Raw genomic sequence first — 21,850 nt, 5'->3', positions numbered from 1 at the left:
CGCCGACTCGCCGAAACCGGCTTCACACTACCGGCTGGGCCGCGGTGAGACCGCTATCGCGCGGCAACCCTTTCTGTCGTACCCCGATGCGAACATATGTTCGTGTCCGACTCCGTTCCCACCCGCCGCCCGCGCATCCAGACCCGCGCCGAGGCGTCGATCCTGCATGCCGACCTGGATTCCTTCTACGCCTCGGTCGAGCAACGCGATCAGCCGTGGTTGCGGGGCAAACCCGTCATCGTGGGTGGCGGGGTGGTGCTGGCCGCGAGCTACGAGGCCAAGGCCTTCGGCATCCGGACCCCGATGAACGCGGGCCAGGCCTTGCGCCTGTGCCCGCACGCGGTGGTCGTGCCGCCGCGGATGTCGGCCTATGCCGCGGCGAGCAAGGCGGTGTTCGCGGTCTTCCACGACACCACCCCGATCGTGGAGGGCATCTCGATCGACGAGGCGTTCCTCGACGTCGGCGGGCTGCGGCGGATCAGCGGCGCGCCGATCGAGATCGCGCACGCCCTGCGGGCCCGGATCAGCAGCGAGGTCGGGCTGCCGATCTCGGTCGGTATCGCCCGCAACAAATTCCTGGCCAAGGTGGCCTCGGCGGTGGCCAAACCCGACGGCTTGCGGCTGGTGGAGCCCGGCCGTGAACTCGACTTCCTGCACCCGCTGCCGGTCGAACGATTATGGGGCGTCGGCGTGGTGACCGCCGCGACTCTGCACGAGAACGGCATCACTCGGGTCGGGCAGCTCGCCGAACTCGGCGAACCACATCTGCGCGCCATCCTCGGGCCGGGCGCGGCACGGCACCTGTTCGCACTGTCGTGGGGTCGCGATCCCCGGCGCGTGGAGACCGGGAAACGCCGGCGCTCGATCGGCGCGCAGCGCGCCCTGGGCCGCCGCCACCGCACCCCGGAGGAGATCGCCGCCTACCTCGACGGTCTCACCGACCGGCTCGGTCGCCGGCTGCGCGCCGCGGAGCGCGTGTGCCGCACCGTCATCCTGCGATTACGCTTCGACGACTTCACCCGCGCGACCCGCTCGCACACCCTGGTCGAGGCCACCGACGCCACCGCGTCGCTGCGCCACGCCGCCCGCCTGCTGCTCGACACCGCCCAGCCCCTGATCACCGAACGCGGCATCACCCTCATCGGCCTGTCACTGACCAACCTCGACGACGCCGACACCATGCAACTCACCCTCCCCCTGGAACCCCGCGCCGAGAACACACTCGACGCCACCCTCGACGACCTGCGCCGCCGGTTCGGCTCGGCCGCCGTCACCCGCGCCGCACTGCTCAACAGCGGTGAGGGCCTGTCGGTCCCGATGCTCCCGGACTGACAGGCCCGCACCCTCGACCTCACACGAATCGTTTGGGCCGTTTGTCCATCAAGCGCAGGATGAGCGGGGTGAAGATCAGCTGCATCGCCAGTTCCATCTTGCCGCCGGGTACCACGATGCAATTCGGCCGCGACATGAACGAGTCGTGCAGCATCGACAGCAGATACGGGAAATCGATCACCTTCGGGTCGGCGAACCGGATCACCACGAAACTCTCGTCGGCCGTGGGAATGCTGCGCGCGATGAACGGATTCGACGTGTCGACGGTCGGCACCCGCTGGAAGTTCACATAGGTCCGCGAGAACTGCGGACAGATGTATTTCACGTAGTCCGGCATCCGGCGCAGGATCGTATCGATCACCGCCTCACTGGAATACCCGCGATGAGTCTTGTCCCGGTACACCTTCTGAATCCACTCGAGATTGATGATCGGCACCACCCCCACCAGCAGATCGGTGTATTGGGCGACATCGACGGCGTCGGTGACGGCCGCGCCGTGCAATCCCTCGTAGAACAACAGGTCGCTGCCGGGCGCCAGATCCTCCCACGGGGTGAACGTGCCCGCCGGCTGCCCGTAGGGTTTCGCCTCCTCGTCGTCGTGCAGGTATCTGCGCACCTGCCCCACCCCCGATTCACCGTATTCGCGGAACAGTGCCTCCAATTCGGGCAGCAGATTGGCGTCCTCGCCGAAATGCGAGAACGTCGTATTGCGTTGCTGCTCGGCCTCGGCCATCGCGACCTTCATTTCCGAGCGGTCGTACCGGTGGAACGAATCACCCTCCACCACCACGGCGCTGATCCCCTCGCGGCGGAAGATCTCCTCGAACGTGCGGGTGACGCTGGTCGTTCCCGCGCCGGAGGACCCGGTGATCGCGACAACGGGATGCTTGACCGACATGGGCGACTCCTAAGTGCGCTGGTCGTGCTTGGCCGGACGGAACAGTGACCGCGTGCCGAACAGCGAACTGTCGAAGCTCGGGCCCGCGTCCGGCTCGGAGTGGTAGCGCTCGATGCGCAGGACCTCGGTGCGGGAACCGAAGATGAACGGCACCCGCTGATGCACCTCCGCGGGCGGCACGAGCATCACCCGGTCGTGCCCGGTGGTGGCCGCCCCGCCCGCCTGCTCGACGATGAACGCGATCGGATTCGCCCCGTACAGCAGGGAAACCCGCCCCGGGCGGGCGGGATTGCGGGTGTCGCGCGGATAGAGGTACACCCCGCCCCTGGTCAGGATGTGGAACGTGTCGGCCACCAGCGACGCGACCCAGCGCATATTGAAATCCCGGCCCCGCGGTCCGTCCAACCCCTGCAGACATTCCTGCACATAGCGGCGCACCGGCCGCTCCCAGAACCGCTCGTTGGCGGCATTGATCGCGAATCCCGCGGTGTCCTCGGGGATGCGCATGCGCGGGTGGGTCAGCACGAACGCGCCGATCTCCCGATCGAGGGTGAACCCGTCCACGCCGCTGCCGGTGGTGAGCACCAGCATGGTCGCGGGCCCGTAGAGGGTGAACCCGGCACAGACCTGGCGCACCCCCGGCTGCAGGAAATCCGCGTCGACCGGTTCCGCCGTCCCGTCGAGCACCTCCTGCGGCGCGCGCAGAATGCTGAAGATCGAACCGACGGGCAGGTTCACATCGATATTGCTCGACCCGTCCAGCGCGTCGTAGGCCAGCAGATACTTGCCGCGCCGCTGCGTGGCGGGCACCGGCAGCGCCGTGGCGCGGCGCTCGGACAGCAGCCCCGACAGATGCCCGGTCCACTGCGTCTGCGCGACCATGATCTCGTCGGTCAGCACATCCAGGCGCGCACTCACCGACAGCGGCTCCGCGTCGCTGGTCGAGCTGATGATCGCGCCACGGGTCACCTGATTGGCGATGATCTTCGTGGCCGTGGCCACCACGTTGACCAGCGCCGAGAACTCCCCCGACGAGCCGGGATGCCGATGTTCCTCCTCGATCGTGTAGCGGGTGAGCGTCTTCAATCCGTTCGGCATGGCGTCGTGGCCACCTCCTGCACCGTCTCGTCGAACACGCTGCTGCCGTACACGTCCCGGTCACACAGGGTGATCAGGTCGGTCCGTGACAGCGGCCGCGCCGCCTCCACCAGTCGCTTGGCCTGCCGCAACCGGCACCGATCGATCGCGTTGCGCACACTGCGCGCGTTGGAGAACCGCGGCCTGGTCATCCGCACCGTCAGGTACTCCGAGAACGCCACGTGCGCGGCGGCGTCGAACCGGAAGTTCTCGCCCGCCACCATGAGTTCGGCGATGCCCATCAGCTCGTCGTGGGTGTAGTCGGCGAACTCCAGGTGATGGGGCACCCGGGAGGACAGCCCCGGATTGGCCGAGAAGAACCGGTCCATCCGGTCGGGATAGCCGGCGAAGATGACGACCAGACTCGCCCGCTCGCTCTCCATCTCCTGCAGCAGGATCTCGATCACCTCCTGCCCGTAGTCGCGCTCGTTCTCCGGCCGGAACAGGTAGTAGGCCTCATCGATGAACAGCACCCCGCCCGCGGCCTTGGCGATCGCCTCCTTGGTCTTGGGTGCGGTGTGGCCGATGAACTGGCCGACCAGGTCGTCACGGGTCACCGTGTGCACCTTGGGTTTGCGGATGTAGCCCAGCGCGTGCAGCATCTGCGCCATCCGCAACGCCACCGTCGTCTTGCCGGTGCCCGGCCCACCGGTGAAGCTCATGTGCATGGTCGGGCGCGACGATTCGAGCCCGAACCGCCGCCGCGCCCGATCGATCATCAGCAGCGCGGCGATCTCGCGCACCCGTTCCTTCACATTCGCCAGGCCGATCAGCTCGGCGTCCAACGCGGCCAGCGTCTCGGCCACGTCGTGCCCGGCCACATCGAGGGAAAGGTCCAACAGCGCGTCCTCGCTCAGCAGTTCCTCGGTCGCGGTGACGCCCTCAGCGGGCGGGCGCGACGGCCGGGCGTCATCGACGCCCGGCCGCGGCAACCGGAATCCGGCAGCGGACCCGTCAGCCGCCATACCGCTGTCCCTGCGGACGATCGGTGGCGTAGGACCGCATGCTGTAGATCTGGCGCCGATCCGGTCCCTCGGTGCGCGCCAGCTCGAAACCGGGCTCGTCCGCGGGACGCTGCACCAGGAAGCTCAGCGCCGTCGTCTGTTTCGTGTAGGTCGCGTCGTAGGCGGTGACCCGCACGTAGTGTCGGGGGAAGGTCGCCCGGCAGGCGTTGATCTCGGCCATCACCCCGTCGGGTTCGTCGAGGTCGAACAGCGGCAACCCCCACATCTCCCAGTAGGTGTTGCGCGGGTGCGGGTCGTCGGTGTACTCGACCGAGATCGGCCAGTTGTTGAGCAGCGCGTAGCGCACCTGGGCGGCGATCTCGGTGTCGGTGAGCTCGGGCAGATACGAGAACGTCCCGTGTCGCAGATACATGGTTGCTCCCTACAGGCTCGGCGTCGGCACCGCGTCGGGTGCGTCGGTGGACGTGTAATCGAAGGTGACATCACCCCAGGTCGACAGCGCGACCTCCAGTGGACGGCAGGTCGAGGCCGCGGCGCGCAGCACGTCCGGGCCCTCCTTGAGCAGGTCGCGACCCTCGTTGCGAGCCTTGACGACCGCCTCCAGCGCCACCCGGTTGGCCTCGGCCCCCGCCGCGATGCCCAGCGGATGGCCGATGGTGCCGCCACCGAACTGCAGGATGACGTCGTCGCCGAACAGATCGAGCAGCTGATGCATCTGCCCGGCGTGGATACCGCCCGAAGCCACCGGCATGACACCGGGCAGGCTGGCCCAGTCCTGGTCGAAGAAGATGCCGTTGCCGAGATCGGTGGGAATGTGGTTCTCCCGCAACGTGTCGTAGAACCCCCGCGTGGTCGCCGGATCGCCCTCCAGCTTGCCCACCACGGTGCCCGCGTGGACGTGGTCGACGCCGATCAGCCGGCACCACTTGGCCAGCACCCGGAAACTCACGCCGTGCGTCTTCTGCCGGGTGAACGTCGAGTGCCCGGCCCGGTGCAGGTGCAGCAGGACCCCGTTGCGTCGCGCCCACTTCGACATCGACTGCATGGCGGTGTAGCCGACGGTGAGGTCCATCATGATGACCACCGATCCGAGTTCCTTGGCGAACTCGGCCCGCTCGTACATGTCCTCCATGGACGCGGCGGTGACGTTGAGGTAGTGGCCCTTGATCTCGCCGGTCTCGGCCATCGCCCGGTTCACGCCCTCCATCGCGAACAGGTACCGGTCGCGCCAGCGCATGAACGGCTGGGAGTTGATGTTCTCGTCGTCCTTGGTGAAGTCGAGACCCCCCTTGCAGGCCTCGTAGATCACCCGGCCGTAATTCCGGGCGGACAAACCGAGTTTCGGTTTCACCGTCGCGCCCAGGAGCGGCCTGCCGTATTTGTTGAGATATTCGCGTTCCATCACCGTGCCGTGCGGTGGGCCCTGGAAGGTCTTGACATAGGCCACCGGAATACGCATGTCCTCGAGCCGCAGCGCGAGCAGCGGTTTGAATCCGAACACATTGCCGATGATCGAGGAGGTCAGGTTGGTGATCGACCCTTCCTCGAAAAGATCCAGATCGTAGGCGATGTAGGCGAAGTACTCACCCGGCCTGCCCGGCACCTCGTCGATCCGGTAGCACTTGGCCTGATACTTCGAATGCGCGGTGAGGCGGTCGGTCCACACGACAGTCCATGTCGCCGTGGAGGATTCACCCGCGACAGCGGCCGCCGCTTCGATCGGGTCGACTCCGCGCTGCGGCGTCACCCGGAACACCGCGAGCACATCGGTCTCCGAAGGCACGTAGTCGGGCGCGTAATATCCCATCGACGCGTAGGACTGTACGCCCGGATCCCAACGATCCCGTTCGGTTTCTTCCGCCATCGTTCCTCCTGTACCTGATTCGCCGGTTCAGGGGCCCTCCATGGTGACGCAAGCTACCGCCTCCGGGCCCTGACTTCACCGGCGGTGGAATCCGGTGTACGCCTTGCGAATTCCAGGATGAGGCCCGGCCGGGCAGCAAACAATGTGAATGTTTCTGGGAACGCTCAACCGAAACGTTGAGTTTGCTACCGTCGGGTAATGGGCAGGGTGAGCGCGGGACGGATGGAAACCTTCCTCGCGGTGGCCCGGCTCGGCAGCGTGCGCCGCGCGGCCGCTCAGCTGCACGTCACCGAGGCGGCCGTCTCCGCCGCCGTCGCCCATGTCGAGAAGCAGCTCGGCGCCAAACTGATCACCCGATCGGGGCGTGGGATCGCGCTGACCGAAGCGGGCCGGGTCTACGCCGAGTACTGCCGCGGAATCCTGGGTCTGATGAAGGAAGCGCACGCCGCGGTCCGCCAGGCCGAGGCGGGCAGGCTCCGCATCGGCGTCGTCGCCACGGCGGGTGAATCGGTGGTGCTGCGCCCGCTGGCCTCGTTCCGGCACCGCTATCCCGATGTGGAACTGAGCCTGTCGATTCAGCCCCGTGACGTGCTGTTTCTCGAATTGCAGCACCACGAGACCGATCTCGTCATCGCGGGCCGTCCCCCGCACGCGGCGAATCTGGTCATCCAGGCCCGGCGGCCGAGCACGCTCGTCGTCGTCGGCGCGAACGATGCCCACGATCCACGCCACGACACCTGGCTGCTGCGCGGCAACGGCTCGGGCACCCGGGAAGCGACCCTCGCGCTACTCGACCGGCTCCAGATCGATCCCCCCACCCTGACACTGGGTTCGCACGGCGCGGTCATCGCCGCCGCCCGTGAGGGGCTGGGCATCACCCTCATTCATTCCGATGCCGTCGGCGAGCATCTGGAATCCGGTGCGCTGCACACGATCGACGTGCCCGGGACCCCGCTGGACCGGGCCTGGCACGCGGTCACGACGCCGACCCCCACCCCGGCCACCCGCTTGTTCCTGGCGCACCTGATCGACCCGCTCGAGACCGGAACCGACGCCTTCCACGCCGCGATCGGGCCCTAGCGGGCTGTTTTCGGGCGTTATCGGGCGGCGAAGCGGGCGTCGAAGGCTGTGCGATTGGCCGATACCGCCGCCCGATCCCACACGGCGAACACGACCCGATCGAACGCCGCGCCCCACTGCTCCAGCGCCGCGGCGAAGGCGTCAGCCACCTGGACGGGATCGTTGCGGAACACGCCGCAGCCCCACGCGCCGAGCACCAGGGTGCGCACCTCGTGCCGCGCCGCGGCGGCGACCACCCGTTCGGCTCGCTCGGCCAACAGCAGGGGCAGGTCGACGGTCACCGCCCGACGGGCCAGTTCGCCGGCGTTGGGGGCGGGCGAGGTCAGGAAGGTCACCGGAAACGGTTCGCTCAGCGCGTCCTCGTCGTCACGGATGACCGGCACATCAGGCGAGACGATCACCCGGTGGCTGTAGGCCAGATCCGACGACGAGCGATGCGCCGCATAGTAATCCGTCGCCTCGATGAGGCAGGTGTAGAGCAGCGCGCTCCGGCACAGGTCCTCCTCCTGGGCTCGCGCGCCCCTGAGGTAGCCACCTCCAGGGTTCCGTGCCGAGGCGAAGTTGAGTATTCCGATCCGCCCGCCGTTTTCCTCGCAGTGCAGTCGCCGGGCGGCCGCCACGCTGCCTTCGCCGGTCACGTCGATGCTCGTCGGGCCGGAACCGGGTGTCGGCGTTCGGATCATCTCGTCCAAGAGCGTCGGCGTGTAGGACACCGTTCCGCCTCGCGCCGCCGCCAGTTCCGGACCGACGTCGACGGCCACTCCCGCGGCGGTCCGGTAGGTGCCTCGTTCGGCGATTTCCTCGTTCACCACGGCCACGTGGTGCCATTTCTTCGTCATCGTCGTGACCGTAACCGGCGAGACCGTCGCCCCGCCACTGGTTTTTGTCTCGATAACAACAACTATGCCGACCGGCTGGCCGGAGCAGGGTGTCGGTACACCGTGTCACGATGCCGCTCATGACCCGCGACCTGGAACCCGTGCTGGAACACCACCTGGAATTGGCCCTCGACTACGGCCAATTCGTGCTCCACGGCGGCGAGGGCGAGGAGGACGCCGAACTGGCCCTGCTGGAAGCGGCGCTCGCCACCGGTCCGTCCGCCGGTGACGGACACACCGTCGTGGTGTGCAGTCCGCACCAGAACAACTTCGAGATGCCCGTGGTGGTGCAGGTGTGGGCGACACGTCCCCCGGCCGACGAGGACGACTGGCAACAGATCAGCGAAGCCCGGCTGCACATCGGCGAGTACGGACTGAACATCAGTTCGCCGGTGGACACCTGGGAGTCCGCGCCGGTGCCGCCGGGCGACTACATCGTCGAGATCGCGGGCACCGGCTTCGTCGGATACGGCTGGCCGGGCACCACCACGCCGGGCGATCATTGGCGGATTCGCTGCTGGCCCGACGACGGCAGCGCGCTGCGAACACCACGGGTCTGGGTCGACCCCGATCTCGCAGCCGACTCGTCCAGCGCACTGCCGCGCATCGATTCCGGCGTCACACTCCCGAGCGGAACGACGGCCGCGTCCGCGCACCTCGTGATCCCGTTCGCCACCGAGGGCTCAGCGCCGGACGACCAAGCACGGCAGTGGGAACAGGCGGCGGAGCGTGCCAGGGAAGAATGGGGCGGCGAGCCGATCGCCGCGCTCGCCGACATCTACTGCGCCCGCGATCTCGCCGGATACGACCGCGCGCTCGCCGAGTCGATCGCCGGGATGGATGTCGAGCAACTCCGGGCGTTGAGCGTGTTCTGCGCCGAGCGGGCCTACGAGTACGCCGGGCTCGCCGACCGCCCGTGGGTCCGTCCCGCGCTCGCCGCCCTGCGTTCTGGTGACCCGTTCCCCGAGCACTTCCAGGACGCGGCCGCGACGTTCGCCCGGCTGGACGAGGACGAGTACGGCCCCGGCGCGGCGCAGTTCCGGTCCGTCCTCCGGGTAGACGGTGATCTGCCCGCACGCCGCCGAAATCCCTACGACCGCGGCAATATCAGCCGCCCGCATTTCGCCGTCAACACCCTGTTCCACGCGCGCCTCGCCGATCCGCTGCAGGGTGCGCTCGCGGGCCTGAACGAAGCCGCGATCACCTTCGGCGACCGGGTCGAGGTCTTGTTCGCGGGCATCCGCGCCGAGTTCGGACTGCCGCCGAGGTACTGACGACAACGCCGTGGACGGCCATGGTCGCCGCGGGTACCGTCGTCGCCAGGGGCGGTCCATCGTCTGCGCACAATCGAAACGAAGGGGTGGGGCATGGCAACGGAAGTGACGCTGTCGGGAGACGCGCTCGAACTGCCGGGCGGCGTCCGGGTGACGTTCATCCGTACCTTGCGCTTGCCCGAGACGGGCGCCTATCCGCTGCCGCCCGGACTCGGCAGCTTTCCGCTGCGCCGCGTCGCCGACTACCCGGACACCGTGCCCGAGGAGTGGCGCACACGCGGCGGGGTCATGCTGCCGGTGTATCAGCGTGAAGCCCTGTGGCTGCGCTTCTCCGCGAGCGCGCCCACCGCGCTCAAGGTCGGCGTCGGCAAGATCTGCGCGGTCTCCGGGAAACCGTGGAGCGACACCATCGGCCAGGACCCGCAGAACTATCTCGCCCTGCCCCAGCAGCCGTGGATGGACGGCATCAACTCCGGCGACGGCACCGTCCGCCAGTTCGTCGCGGTGCCGCTCGGGCTCGGCGCGACCGTCGAAGGTCAGGTCACCGGGGTCGAACAGTGGGGTGGCGTGCAACTGGCCGTCCACGGGCTCACCGACGCCGCCCGTGCTGCTTGGCGTGCTGCCGAGGAAGCCCGGCAGCGCGCCGCGCGCACCGTCCCGCCCTGGCAGTCCGGTGAGCCGGTGTACGGTGCGCCGATGCCGGTGAGCGCGCCAGCGGCCGGGGCGATGTATTCCGGTCCGGCGCCGGGTGGGCCGCCGCCCGCGGCGCCCGCAGGGGCCGCCCGGATGCGTGGAGCGGCCAGGAAGATGGGGCTCGGCGCGGGTGGCACCATGCGGCAGGAGATCTTCGCCGACCGCAGGCCGGTCGAGGACTATCACGCCGAGGCCGACGGCCGCGTCTTCGTCCACCTCGCTTCGGCGGCCGAATGGCAGCAGATCACGGGTGAACCGGCCCCGCCGACGCCGATCACGGCCCAGGCCTACGCCGAGCACAATCTGCCCTGGTTCGACTACTACGCCGCCGACGCCGAAGACCTGGCCCCTTCGGCCGAGCTCGCCGGGGTGAAGCCCACCGGTGCGTGGCTGGCCGACGAGCAGCCCAATCCGCCGCTCGAGCAACCACTTCCGGTGATCCCGCTGGGCGGCAAGAAGGTCGAGGACGGCGACTGGTAGCCGTCGCGGGCCCGCGGTGGACTCGCTTGCCCCGCAGGCCAACCGGCCGATCCGGCGAACCTGCCACGCCGCGCGCCCGCGCGGACGTACGATCCGAGCGTGGCCGAATCGAATGGTTCCACCCCGCTGCGTGTGCTGGTCTACAGCAACGATGCCGACACCAGGCAACAGGTGATGCTGGCGCTGGGCCGTAAGCCGCGCCCCGATCTGCCGGAGCTCGACTTCTTCGAGGTGGCCACGGCACCCGTGGTCATCGAACAGATGGACGCGGGGGGGATCGATCTGGCGGTCCTGGACGGGGAGTCCGCGCCCGCGGGCGGCCTCGGCATCGCCAAGCAGCTCAAGGACGAGATCGACGAGTGCCCGCCGGTGGTCGTGCTGACCGGCAGGCCCGACGACGCCTGGCTGGCGAACTGGTCGCGCGCCGAGGCCGCGGTCTCGCACCCGATCGACCCCATGCAGCTCACCCACGCGGTCACCAGCATCCTGCTCGCCCGCTGATCGGCGACCTCCGGGCATCGTCCCGCCCCCGCGGATAGTCCCACGCCCCACAGTTCTGCCTATTACCACTGGTAACACCAGTGGTTACGTGGCGTGCGCCGATCCGGGATTACCCCCGGATCGCTCATGAATCGCTGTATCGAAATCGATCAAAGCCCACCCCGGAAACGCGCGGCGCGCCCCAGCAACGGCGGTAGTCTGTGCTCTAGCTCACACGAGCGCGGGCTCCTGTATAACGCTCCGCCATCGCTGCACAGCCTTGCGCGAGCCCCGTATCGGCGGACAACGTTGTCGGCCCCGTCTCGCCAAAGCTGCCGTCCGCGGCCGGGCCACACGGCTCGACCTGCTCCAGCGAGGAGGGGAAAGCAGTCGTGAATATCGAGGTGCCCGCGCTCGTTCTCGGCGCCATCGCCGCCGCGTTCGCGGTGTTCTCCGTCATCATGGCGGCGCTGATCGGCCCGAAGCGGCGCAACCGGGCCAAGCTGGAACCCTACGAATGCGGCATCGAGCCGACCCCGCACGCCATCGCGGGTGGCCCCGGAAACGCCACGGGACAGCGCTTTCCGGTGAAGTACTACCTCACCGCGATGTTGTTCATCATCTTCGACATCGAGATCGTGTTCCTCTACCCGTGGGCCGTGCACTTCGATGCGCTCGGGCTCTTCGGTCTCGCCGCGATGGCGCTGTTCATCGTCAATGTGTCGGTCGCCTACGCCTACGAGTGGCGGCGCGGCGGCCTCAGCTGGGAATGAGTGGGAAATAATGGGTCTCGAAGAGAAACTGCCCAGCGGGTTCCTGCTGAGCACCGTGGAAGATTTCGCCGGCTACCTGCGTAAGGGCTCGGTCTGGCCCGCGACGTTCGGCCTGGCCTGCTGCGCGATCGAGATGATGGCCACCGGCGCGGGACGATTCGATATCGCCCGCTTCGGCATGGAGGCGTTCCGCGCCTCCCCGCGCCAGGCCGATCTGATGATCGTGGCGGGCCGGGTGAGCCAGAAGATGGCGCCGGTCCTGCGCCAGGTCTACGACCAGATGACCGAGCCGAAATGGGTACTCGCCATGGGCGTGTGCGCCTCCTCGGGCGGCATGTTCAACAACTACGCGATCGTGCAGGGCGTCGACCACATCGTCCCCGTCGACATCTACCTGCCCGGCTGCCCGCCGCGCCCGGAGATGCTGCTCAACGCGATCCTCGCGCTGCACGCCAAGATCGCCGAGACGCCGATGGGCGTCAACCGCGAGGAAGCGATCCGGGCCGCCGAACAGGCCGCGCTGGCCAGCACGCCGACCATCCGGATGGAGGGCCTGCTGCGATGACCTTCGACGCTCCCGACAACGCCGACAGCACTGCGGGACAAGACATTCCGGACGACACACCCGCCACGCCGAGGCCGCCCGCGGCACCCGAGGACGAGGTGATCGGCACCCGCCGAGGCATGTTCGGTGTCACCGGTACCGGTGACACCTCGGGCTACGGCGGTCTGGTCACGCCCGTCGCGCTGCCCGCGGGCACCCCGCCGCCCTACGGCGGCTGGTTCGACGCGTTCGTCGGCACCCTGCGCGCCGCGCTGACCCACCGGGTGATCGCGTTCGACACCGTGATCGAGAAGATCGTCGTCTTCCGCGACGAGATCACCCTGCACGTCCGGCGTGAGCACCTGGTCGCCGTCGCGAGCGCGCTGCGCGACGACACCTCGCTGCGCTTCGAACTGTGCCTGGGCGTCAACGGCGTGCACTACCCCGACGACGAGGGCCGCGAACTGCACGCGGTCTACCACCTCATGTCGATCACCCACAACCGGCGGATCCGGCTGGAAGTGTCGGCCCCCGACGCCGATCCGCACATCCCCTCGCTGTTCGCGGTGTATCCGACCACCGACTGGCACGAACGCGAGACCTACGACTTCTTCGGCATCCTCTTCGACGGGCATCCCTCCCTCACCCGCATCACCATGCCCGACGACTGGCGCGGCCATCCGCAGCGCAAGGACTACCCGCTCGGCGGGATCCCGGTGGAGTACAAGGGCGCGCGGATACCGCCGCCCGACGAGCGGAGGACCTACAGCTGATGACCGACACCGATTTCCGCCGCGACGAACCGCAGGTCGTCACCGTCGCAGGCCAGGACTGGGACCAGGTCAGCGAAGTGATCGAGGGCGGCGGCGAAGAACGCATCGTCGTCAACATGGGCCCGCAGCACCCGTCGACGCACGGCGTGCTGCGCCTGATCCTCGAGATCGAAGGCGAGACCGTCACCGAGGCCCGCTGTGGCATCGGCTACCTGCACACCGGGATCGAGAAGAACCTGGAGTTCCGTACCTGGACCCAGGGCGTCACCTTCGTGACCCGGATGGACTACCTGTCCCCCTTCTTCAACGAGACCGCCTACTGCCTCGGCGTGGAGAAGCTGCTCGACATCACCGAGCAGATCCCCGAACGCGCCACCGTCGTGCGCGTCATGCTGATGGAGCTCAACCGGATCTCCTCGCACCTGGTCGCCCTCGCGACCGGCGGCATGGAACTCGGCGCGCTCACCCCGATGCTGTTCGGCTTCCGCGAACGCGAACTGATCCTCGACGTGTTCGAGACCATCACCGGCCTGCGGATGAACCACGCGTTCATCCGTCCCGGCGGCCTCGCCCAGGACCTGCCCGACGACGGCGTCACCAAGGTGCGTGAGCTCCTGGAGATCATGCCGGGCCGGTTGCGCGACATGGAGCACCTGCTCAGCGCCAACCCGATCTGGAAGAAGCGCACCCAGGACATCGGCTACCTCGACCTCACCGGCTGCATGGCGCTCGGCATCACCGGCCCCGTCCTGCGTGCCACCGGTCTGCCGCACGACCTGCGCAAGTCGGCGCCCTACTGCGGTTACGAGAACTACGAATTCGACATCCCGACCACCACCGGGTGCGACTGCTACGGCCGCTACCTGATCCGGGTCGCCGAGATGCGCGAGTCGCTCAAGATCGTCGAGCAGTGCCTGGACCGGTTGCGGCCCGGCCCGGTCATGGTCGACGACAAGAAGATCGCCTGGCCCGCCGACCTGCAACTCGGTCCCGACGGACTGGGCAACTCGCCCAAGCACATCGGCAAGATCATGGGCACTTCGATGGAGTCGCTGATCCATCACTTCAAGCTCGTCACCGAAGGCATGCGGGTACCCGCGGGCCAGGTGTACGCGGCGGTGGAGTCACCGCGCGGTGAGCTCGGCGTGCACATGGTCAGCGACGGCAGCACCCGGCCGTACCGGGTGCACTACCGCGATCCCTCGTTCACCAATCTGCAAGCGGTGGCCGCGATGTGCGAAGGCGGCATGGTCGCCGACGTCATCGCCTCGGTCGCCAGCATCGACCCCGTGATGGGCGGAGTGGACCGATGAAGATCGAACTGAAACTCACCACCAGGCCGGAACCGTACCCGCCGCACGTGCGGCAGCGGCTCGAAGTGGACGCCAAGGAGATCATCGCCCGGTACCCGCACCCCCGCTCGGCGCTGCTGCCGCTGCTGCACCTGGTGCAGGCCGAAGAGGGATACGTGACCGGCACCGGCATCGACTTCTGCGCCGACCATCTCGGTCTCACCGGCGCCGAGGTGACCGCCGTCGCGACGTTCTACTCGATGTACCGGCGCACACCGACCGGCGACTACCACGTCGGCGTGTGCACCAACACGCTGTGCGCGGTCCTCGGCGGCGACGCCATCTACGAAGCGCTGCAACACCATCTGGGCATCCACCACGGCGAGACCACCGCCGACGGCGCCATCACCCTCGAGCACGTCGAGTGCAACGCCGCCTGCGACTACGCGCCGGTGATGATGGTCAACTGGGAGTTCTTCGACAACCAGACGCCCGAGTCGGCGCGCGCGATCATCGATGCCCTGCGCGCGGGGCACCAGGTGCGTCCCACCCGGGGAGCGCCGCTGTGCACCTTCCGGGAGACCGCCCGCATCCTCGCCGGCTTCCCCGACGAACGTCCCGGCGCGCTCGACGGCGCCCCGGGCGCGGCTACCCTCGCCGGGTTGCACATCGCGGAAACCACTGCCGCAGAGGGCGATTCCCTCGGACAGGGGGAATGAGATGACCACCCTCACCCCTGTTCTCAGCGAACACTGGGACCGCCCACGATCCTGGACCCTCGACAGCTACCGCGCCACCGGCGGCTACGAAGGACTCCGCGCCGCCCTGCGGATGGCACCCGACGACGTGATCCAGACGGTGAAGGACGCCGGCCTGCGCGGTCGCGGCGGCGCGGGCTTCCCGACCGGCATGAAGTGGTCGTTCATCCCGCAGGGACCCGGTCCCGACGGCACGACCAAACCGCACTATCTGGTCGTCAACGCCGACGAGTCCGAACCCGGGACCTGCAAAGACATTCCGCTGATGCTGGCCACCCCGCACACCCTGATCGAAGGGGTGGTGATCGCCGCCTACGCGATCCGGGCGGCCACCGCGTTCATCTACGTGCGCGGCGAGGTGGTGCCGGTGCTGCGCAGGCTCCAGGCCGCGGTCGCGGAGGCCTACGACGCGGGGTACCTCGGGCGCGACATCCTGGGTTCCGGGTTCGACCTGGAACTGATCGTGCACGCCGGAGCGGGCGCCTACATCTGTGGCGAGGAGACCGCGCTGCTCGATTCGCTCGAAGGCCGGCGTGGTCAGCCGCGGCTGCGGCCGCCGTTCCCGGCCGTGGCCGGGCTCTACGCCTGCCCGACGGTCGTCAACAATGTGGAGTCCATCGCGTCCGTGCCGTCGATCCTGCGCAAGGGCACCGAATGGTTCCGGTCCATGGGCAGCGAGAAGTCACCCGGGTTCACGCTGTACTCGCTGTCGGGCCATGTCGCCCGGCCGGGCCAGTACGAGGCGCCACTGGGGATCACCCTGCGTGAACTGCTCGGATACGCCGGTGGCGTGCGGGCGGGTCACACCCTGAAGTTCTGGACACCGGGCGGTTCGTCGACGCCGCTGTTCACCGCCGAGCACCTCGACGTCCCGCTCGACTACGAGGGTGTCGCCGCCGCCGGATCCATGTTGGGCACCAAGGCCCTGCAGATCTTCGACGACACCACCTGCGTCGTGCGTGCCGTCCTGCGCTGGACCGAGTTCTACGCCCACGAATCCTGCGGCAAGTGCACACCGTGCCGCGAGGGCACCTACTGGCTCGTGCAACTGCTGCGCAGGCTCGAAGCGGGGCAGGGCACCGAGGCCGACCTCGACAAACTCGCCGACATCGCCGACAACATCAACGGCAAATCGTTCTGCGCGCTCGGCGACGGCGCGGCCAGCCCGATCTTCTCCTCGCTGAAGTACTTCCGCGACGAGTACCTCGAGCATCAGCGCCGCGGCGGCTGCCCGTTCGATCCGGCCCGTGCCACGGTGTGGGCCTCGGCAGGGAATGAGGACCGATGACAGCGATCGCCCCCGGCAACAGCAGCGACGTCGTTCCCGCGGATCTGGTGAGCGTCACCATCGACGACACCACCGTCCGGGTGCCCGCGGGCACGTTGCTGATCCGCGCCGCCGAACTGGTCGGCGTGCAGATTCCCCGCTTCTGCGATCACCCGCTGCTCGACCCGGTCGGCGCCTGCCGGCAGTGCCTAGTCGAGGTGGAGGGGCAGCGCAAGCCGGTGGCGTCGTGCACGATTCCGGTCACCGACGGCATGATCGTGCGTACCCAGGTCAGCTCGCCGGTCGCCGAGAAGGCGCAGCGCGGGGTGATGGAGCTGCTGCTGATCAACCATCCGCTGGACTGTCCGGTCTGCGACAAGGGCGGCGAGTGCCCGCTGCAGAACCAGGCGATGTCCACCGGCAGCGCCGACTCCCGGTTCGACGGGGAGAAGCGCACCTACCCGAAACCGATCCCGCTCTCCTCGGCCGTCCTGCTCGACCGCGAACGGTGCGTCCTGTGCGCACGGTGCACACGGTTCTCCCAGCAGGTCGCCGGTGATCCGTTCATCGAACTGATGGATCGCGGTGCGCTGCAACAGGTCGGCATCGCCCAGGCCGAACCACTGGACTCCTATTTCTCCGGCAACACGGTGCAGATCTGCCCGGTGGGCGCGCTCACCGGCACCTCCTACCGCTTCCGGGCCCGCCCGTTCGACCTGGTGTCCACTCCGAGCGTGTGCGAGCACTGCGCCTCCGGATGCGCCCAGCGCACCGACCATCGGCGCGGAAAAGTGCTGCGCCGCTTGGCCGGTGACGATCCCCAGGTCAACGAGGAATGGAACTGCGACAAGGGCCGCTGGGCCTTCACCTACGCGACCGAACGCGATCGGCTCACCACGCCGCTGGTCCGGGGCTGGGACGGTGTGCTGGCCCCGGCGTCCTGGTCGGAGGCACTGGCCGCCGCGGCGACCGGGCTGCGGGCCGCGATCGGTAACGCGGGCGTGCTCGTCGGTGGGCGGGTCACCGAGGAAGACGCCTACGCCTACAGCAAGTTCGCGCGCATGGTGCTCGCCACCAACGACATCGACTTCCGCAGCCGCGTGCACTCCGAGGAGGAGGAACGCTTCCTCGCCGCCCGCGTCGCCGGACACGGTGTCGACGTCGACTACGCGGCGCTGGCCGCCGCACCGGTCGTGCTGCTGGTGGGATTCGAACCCGAAGAGGAATCCCCGATCGTCTACCTGCGCCTGCGCAAGGCCGCCAGGACCCGCGGGCTGCGCGTGGTGTCGCTGGCCCCGTTCGCCTCCCGCGGGCTCGAACGGATGTCGGGCGCGCTCATCCAGACCCCGCCGTGCGGCGAGGCCGACGTGCTCGACGCCATCGCCGCCGAGACCTCGGCGGACGCGGCCGAACTCATGGCACTGCTGCGCAGCCCGGGGGCGGTCGTCCTGGCGGGCGAGCGGCTCGCGGGCAGCCCCGGCGCGCTGTCGGCCGTGGTCCGGCTGGTCGACGCCACCGGCGCCGGGCTCGCCTGGGTACCCCGACGGGCGGGTGAACGCGGTGCGCTGGAAGCGGGAGCATTGCCCGGACTGCTGCCCGGTGGCAGGCCCGTGGTCGATCCGGCCGCGCGGCAACAGGTTCGGCACCGCTGGCAGGCCGACGATCTGCCCGTCACGCTCGGCCGTGACACCGCGGGCATCCTGGCGAGCGCCGCTCAGCTCGGCGCGCTCGTCATCGGTGGTGTCGACCCCGACGACCTGGCCGACCCGGCGGCCGCGCTGGCCGCGATCGACGCCGCGCGGTTCGTGGTCAGCCTGGAGTTGCGGCACAGTGCCGTGACCGAGCGCGCCGACGTCGTCTTCCCGATCGCGCCCGTCATGGAGAAGTCCGGCACCTTCCGCACCTGGGAGGGCAGGCCGCGCCCGTTCGCCGCCGCCCCGCTCGACACCACCCGCCGCGCCGCCGCTCCGCTGTCGGACCTGCGGGTGCTGCACTCGCTCGCCGCCGAGATGGGGACGCCGATCAACCTGCCCGACACCGCGTCCGCGCGTAGCGAACTCGACCTGCTCGGCGCGTGGAACGGCACACCGATCGCCGCACCCGAGCTGAGCAGCCAGACCCGCCCGGCGCCCGGTATCGGTACCGCGGTGCTGGCCGGCTGGCGGATGCTGCTCGACGCCGGGCGCATGCAGGACGGTGAAGCCAACCTCGCCGGCGTCGCCCGCCCACCGGTCGCCCGGCTCTCGGCCGCCACCGCCGCCGAGATCGAAGCGGCCGACGCCGATCACGTCATCGTCTACACCGAACGCGGCGAGATCACCGTGCCGCTGATGATCACGGACCTGCCCGACCGGGTGGTGTGGCTGCCGCTGCACTCCCCCGGCTCGACGGTCGCCGCCACGCTCGGCGTGACACCCGGCGCCGTGGTGCGCCTGCGCCGCGCCGACGACAGGATGAAGGAACACCGCCATGAGTGATCCCGTGCTGCACCTGGCAGCCGACACCGCCCCTGTCTTCGGCACCGACCCGCTCTGGCTGGTGATCGTCAAGGCGCTCGGCGTGTTCATCTACCTGATGCTGGTGCCGCTCATCGCGGTCTACGCCGAACGCAAGGTCGTCGCGTGGATGCAGATGCGCGTCGGCCCCAACCGGATCGGCCCAGGCGGCATGTTCCAGTCCATCGCCGACGGCGTGAAGATGGCCCTCAAGGAAGACATCATCCCGGCGATCGTGGACAAGCCGATCTTCGTGCTCGCCCCGATCATCTCGGTGATCCCGGCGTTCATGGCGTTCGCGGTGATCCCGTTCGGCCCCGAGGTGTCGATCTTCGGCCAGCAGACTGCCTTGCAACTGACCGACATGCCCGTCGGTGTCCTCTACATCCTGGCCATCACCTCCATCGGCGTCTACGGCATCGTGCTCGCCGGCTGGTCGTCGGGCTCGACGTATCCGCTGCTCGGCGGCCTGCGCTCGACCGCGCAGGTGATCTCCTACGAGATCGCGATGGCGCTGACCTTCGCGACGGTGTTCCTGCTCTCGGGCACCATGGCCACCTCCGGCATCGTCACCGCGCAGGAGGGCACCTGGTACGTCTTCCTGCTGCTGCCCTCGTTCCTCATCTACTGCGTGTCCATGGTCGGCGAGACCAACCGCGCGCCGTTCGATCTGCCCGAAGCCGAAGGCGAACTCGTCGGTGGTTTCCACACCGAGTACTCCTCGCTCAAGTTCGCGATGTTCATGCTCGCCGAGTACGTCAACATGGCCACGGTGTCCGCGCTGGCGACGACACTGTTCCTCGGCGGCTGGCGGGCGCCGTTCCCGATCAGCCTGTGGGAGGGCGCGAACTCCGGCTGGTGGCCGCTGCTGTGGTTCACCCTCAAGGTGTGGACGTTCCTGTTCGTCTTCGTCTGGCTGCGCGGCACGCTGCCTCGTCTGCGCTACGACCAGTTCATGAACCTGGGCTGGAAGCTGCTGATCCCCACCTCGCTGGTGTGGGTGATGATCGTGGCGACGGCCCGGGTCCTCGATATCGAGGGCGTCACCGGCCAGACCCCGATCCTGGTGACCGTCGGCATCGTCATCACCGCGGCGATGATCGCGATGTTCCTGCGCGCGGGCCGGGCCGAGGGCCTGCCACCGCTGCCGGAGGAGCCCACGAAATCACCGGTGTTCCTGGGGTTCCCGGTTCCGCCGCTGCCCCCGCGCACGGACGAGGTGCAACCCGAGATCGGCCTGTTCGAACCCCTCGCCGGTTTCGCGGTCACCGCGGCGACGATGTTCAAGAAGCCCAACACCGAGTCCTATCCCGAGCAGAAGGTGCCGACCGCGCCGCGCTATCACGGCCGCCACCAGCTCAACCGGTACGAGGACGGCCTGGAGAAGTGCATCGGCTGCGAACTGTGCGCCTGGGCCTGCCCCGCCGACGCCATCTTCGTCGAGGGCGCCGACAATACCGAGGACGAACGCTTCTCCCCCGGTGAACGTTACGGCCGCGTCTACCAGATCAACTATCTGCGCTGCATCGGCTGCGGCCTGTGCATCGAAGCGTGCCCGACCCGCGCGCTGACGATGACCAACGAATACGAACTCACCGACGACAACCGCGCCGACCTCATCTACGAGAAGGACCGCCTGCTCGCCCCGCTGCAGGACGGCATGGTCGCCCCGCCGCACGCCATGGCGCCCGGCACCGACGAGGCCGACTACTACCTGGGCCGGGTTCGTCCCACCACGTCGGAAGAGGTGCTGCGATGACCGCACTGCTGGCCGCCGAAGTCGCGTCGACCTCCACCGGGGAGGCGGTGCTGTTCTGGGTGCTCGCCCCGATCGCGGTGCTCGGCGCGCTCGGCATGGTGACCGCGGCCAAGGCCGTGCACTCGGCACTGTGCCTGGCCGCCACCATGATCGCGCTGGCGGTGTTCTACATCGCCCAGGGCGCGCTGTTCCTCGGCGTCGTGCAGATCGTCGTCTACACCGGCGCGGTGATGATGCTGTTCCTGTTCGTGCTGATGCTGGTCGGCGTCGATTCGGCCGAATCGCTGCGCGAGACGTTGCGCGGCCAGCGGATCGCGGCCGCCGTCGTCGGTGTCGGGTTCGGGTTCCTGCTCATCGGCGGGATCGGCGCGGCGCTGCGCGACAGCGGGATCAGCTTCCCCGGGCGGGGTTTCGGTGGCCGCGACGTCATCGCCGAACTGGCCGAACTGATCTTCCTGCGCTACGTGTGGGCCTTCGAGCTGACCGGTGCGCTGCTGATCACCGCCACCATCGGCGCGATGGTTCTCGCGCACCGCGAACAGTTCACGCCGCGGCGCGGGCAGCGCGAGATGTCGCGGGACCGATTCCGGACGGCGGGCGAACGCGCCACTCCGCTCCCGACCCCGGGCGTCTACGCCAGGCACAACGCCGTCGACAGCCCCGCTCAGCTCCCCGACGGCAGCTTCGCCGAACTCTCGGTGAGCACGATCCTGCGTCACCGCCGCACCCGCGCGCACACCGAGGCCGCCGCGCTCTCGGTCGGCGCGGGCAGCGACGTCACCCCGACGGCCGACGAGGAAGGCAACCGGTGAACCCCCAGAACTACCTGTTCCTGTCCGCCCTGCTGTTCACCATCGGCGCGGCGGGAGTGCTGTTGCGACGCAACGCCATCGTGGTGTTCATGTGCATCGAGCTCATGCTCAACGCGGTGAACCTGGCCTTCGTCACCTTCGCCCGCCTGCACAGCAACCTCGACGGTCAGGTGATCGCCTTCTTCACCATGGTCGTCGCCGCCGCCGAGGTCGTCGTCGGCCTGGCCATCATCATGACGATCTTCCGTGCCCGCCGGTCGACCTCGGTCGACGACGCCAACCTGCTGAAGTTCTGA

General features: G+C 68.7%; 21 protein-coding genes and 1 pseudogene. 16 read left to right on the top strand and 6 right to left on the bottom strand.

From position 1 onward, the window contains the following. Positions 1–96: 96 nt before the first annotated feature. Positions 97–1,332: a DNA polymerase IV gene (gene dinB / locus AB0L91_RS19275; protein ID WP_365011729.1), complete on the top strand. Its 1,236-nt coding sequence runs from the start codon at positions 97–99 to the stop codon at positions 1,330–1,332. Positions 1,333–1,351: 19 nt separating this feature from the next. Here the strand turns inward: dinB and AB0L91_RS19270 are convergent, their stop codons facing one another. Genes AB0L91_RS19270 through AB0L91_RS19250 form a run of 5 tightly spaced genes read right to left on the bottom strand, consistent with a single transcriptional unit; the run spans position 1,352 to position 6,196 of the window. Continuing rightward, positions 1,352–2,230: a phosphoribulokinase gene (locus tag AB0L91_RS19270; RefSeq protein WP_365011728.1), complete on the bottom strand. Its 879-nt coding sequence runs from the start codon at positions 2,228–2,230 to the stop codon at positions 1,352–1,354. Positions 2,231–2,239: 9 nt separating this feature from the next. After that, a complete protein-coding gene (locus tag AB0L91_RS19265) occupies positions 2,240–3,328 on the bottom strand; it encodes a class 1 fructose-bisphosphatase (protein ID WP_365011727.1) in 1,089 nt (362 codons plus the stop codon). Next, the gene (locus AB0L91_RS19260) at positions 3,313–4,332 is read right to left on the bottom strand and encodes an AAA family ATPase (RefSeq protein WP_365011725.1); all 1,020 of its coding nucleotides are present in this window, start codon (positions 4,330–4,332) and stop codon (positions 3,313–3,315) included. Before AB0L91_RS19260 ends, AB0L91_RS19265 begins: the two co-directional genes overlap by 16 nt. Further along, positions 4,322–4,744, bottom strand: a complete 423-nt coding sequence (locus tag AB0L91_RS19255) for a ribulose bisphosphate carboxylase small subunit (RefSeq protein WP_357347087.1) — start codon at positions 4,742–4,744, stop codon at positions 4,322–4,324. Before AB0L91_RS19255 ends, AB0L91_RS19260 begins: the two co-directional genes overlap by 11 nt. 9 nt (positions 4,745–4,753) lie before the next feature. After that, positions 4,754–6,196 carry a form I ribulose bisphosphate carboxylase large subunit gene (locus AB0L91_RS19250; protein WP_357347089.1) on the bottom strand — a complete coding sequence of 481 codons (1,443 nt, stop codon included), beginning with the start codon at positions 6,194–6,196 and terminating at the stop codon, positions 4,754–4,756. Between the two features lie 198 nt (positions 6,197–6,394). Here AB0L91_RS19250 and AB0L91_RS19245 point away from each other — a divergent pair, with 198 nt between their 5' ends. After that, entirely contained in the window at positions 6,395–7,276 is an 882-nt protein-coding gene (locus AB0L91_RS19245) for a LysR family transcriptional regulator (protein WP_365011723.1), read from the top strand. A gap of 17 nt (positions 7,277–7,293) precedes the next feature. Here AB0L91_RS19245 and AB0L91_RS19240 read toward each other — a convergent pair whose 3' ends face one another. Next, a complete protein-coding gene (locus tag AB0L91_RS19240) occupies positions 7,294–8,115 on the bottom strand; it encodes a TIGR02452 family protein (RefSeq protein WP_365011722.1) in 822 nt (273 codons plus the stop codon). Positions 8,116–8,234: 119 nt separating this feature from the next. Between AB0L91_RS19240 and AB0L91_RS19235 the strand changes: the two genes are divergently transcribed. From AB0L91_RS19235 to nuoK, 14 genes and pseudogenes are all read left to right on the top strand, one after another. Further along, positions 8,235–9,428 (top strand): hypothetical protein, encoded by a 1,194-nt coding sequence (locus AB0L91_RS19235; protein ID WP_365011720.1) that lies wholly within the window; start codon positions 8,235–8,237, stop codon positions 9,426–9,428. Positions 9,429–9,521: 93 nt separating this feature from the next. Further along, the gene (locus AB0L91_RS19230) at positions 9,522–10,601 is read left to right on the top strand and encodes a hypothetical protein (RefSeq protein ID WP_365011718.1); all 1,080 of its coding nucleotides are present in this window, start codon (positions 9,522–9,524) and stop codon (positions 10,599–10,601) included. 174 nt (positions 10,602–10,775) lie between these two features. Then, complete coding sequence (locus tag AB0L91_RS19225; RefSeq protein ID WP_365013636.1) at positions 10,776–11,102, top strand: hypothetical protein; 327 nt, start codon at positions 10,776–10,778, stop codon at positions 11,100–11,102. A 371-nt stretch (positions 11,103–11,473) separates the two neighbouring features. Further along, the gene (locus tag AB0L91_RS19220) at positions 11,474–11,854 is read left to right on the top strand and encodes an NADH-quinone oxidoreductase subunit A (protein ID WP_355272057.1); all 381 of its coding nucleotides are present in this window, start codon (positions 11,474–11,476) and stop codon (positions 11,852–11,854) included. A gap of 10 nt (positions 11,855–11,864) precedes the next feature. Further along, the gene (locus AB0L91_RS19215) at positions 11,865–12,419 is read left to right on the top strand and encodes an NADH-quinone oxidoreductase subunit B (protein WP_218720158.1); all 555 of its coding nucleotides are present in this window, start codon (positions 11,865–11,867) and stop codon (positions 12,417–12,419) included. Next, positions 12,416–13,171, top strand: coding sequence for an NADH-quinone oxidoreductase subunit C (locus AB0L91_RS19210; RefSeq protein WP_365011716.1), 756 nt, complete (start codon positions 12,416–12,418; stop codon positions 13,169–13,171). Before AB0L91_RS19215 ends, AB0L91_RS19210 begins: the two co-directional genes overlap by 4 nt. Then, a complete protein-coding gene (gene nuoD, locus AB0L91_RS19205) occupies positions 13,171–14,484 on the top strand; it encodes an NADH dehydrogenase (quinone) subunit D (RefSeq protein WP_355272053.1) in 1,314 nt (437 codons plus the stop codon). Before AB0L91_RS19210 ends, nuoD begins: the two co-directional genes overlap by 1 nt. Further along, positions 14,481–15,182 (top strand): NADH-quinone oxidoreductase subunit NuoE, encoded by a 702-nt coding sequence (nuoE, locus tag AB0L91_RS19200; RefSeq protein ID WP_365011714.1) that lies wholly within the window; start codon positions 14,481–14,483, stop codon positions 15,180–15,182. Before nuoD ends, nuoE begins: the two co-directional genes overlap by 4 nt. Position 15,183: 1 nt before the next feature. Further along, positions 15,184–16,509 carry an NADH-quinone oxidoreductase subunit NuoF gene (gene nuoF, locus AB0L91_RS19195; protein ID WP_355272050.1) on the top strand — a complete coding sequence of 442 codons (1,326 nt, stop codon included), beginning with the start codon at positions 15,184–15,186 and terminating at the stop codon, positions 16,507–16,509. Further along, positions 16,506–18,965 (top strand): NADH-quinone oxidoreductase subunit G, encoded by a 2,460-nt coding sequence (locus AB0L91_RS19190; RefSeq protein ID WP_365011712.1) that lies wholly within the window; start codon positions 16,506–16,508, stop codon positions 18,963–18,965. The genes nuoF and AB0L91_RS19190 overlap by 4 nt, the downstream gene beginning before the upstream one ends. After that, positions 18,958–20,202 (top strand): annotated as a pseudogene (gene nuoH, locus AB0L91_RS19185) (NADH-quinone oxidoreductase subunit NuoH); the annotation flags it as partial. The gene AB0L91_RS19190 and the pseudogene nuoH, both read left to right, overlap by 8 nt. Beyond that, entirely contained in the window at positions 20,203–20,742 is a 540-nt protein-coding gene (gene nuoI, locus AB0L91_RS19180; protein ID WP_365013633.1) for an NADH-quinone oxidoreductase subunit NuoI, read from the top strand. Continuing rightward, positions 20,739–21,554 (top strand): NADH-quinone oxidoreductase subunit J, encoded by an 816-nt coding sequence (locus tag AB0L91_RS19175; protein ID WP_355272046.1) that lies wholly within the window; start codon positions 20,739–20,741, stop codon positions 21,552–21,554. Before nuoI ends, AB0L91_RS19175 begins: the two co-directional genes overlap by 4 nt. Then, positions 21,551–21,850, top strand: a complete 300-nt coding sequence (gene nuoK / locus AB0L91_RS19170) for an NADH-quinone oxidoreductase subunit NuoK (protein ID WP_189028720.1) — start codon at positions 21,551–21,553, stop codon at positions 21,848–21,850. The genes AB0L91_RS19175 and nuoK overlap by 4 nt, the downstream gene beginning before the upstream one ends.

Source organism: Nocardia sp. NPDC051833, assembly GCF_040681225.1.
Taxonomy (GTDB): domain Bacteria; phylum Actinomycetota; class Actinomycetes; order Mycobacteriales; family Mycobacteriaceae; genus Nocardia.
Note: the sequence above shows the minus strand (reverse complement) of the source record. Positions and strands in the feature narration are given on the sequence as shown.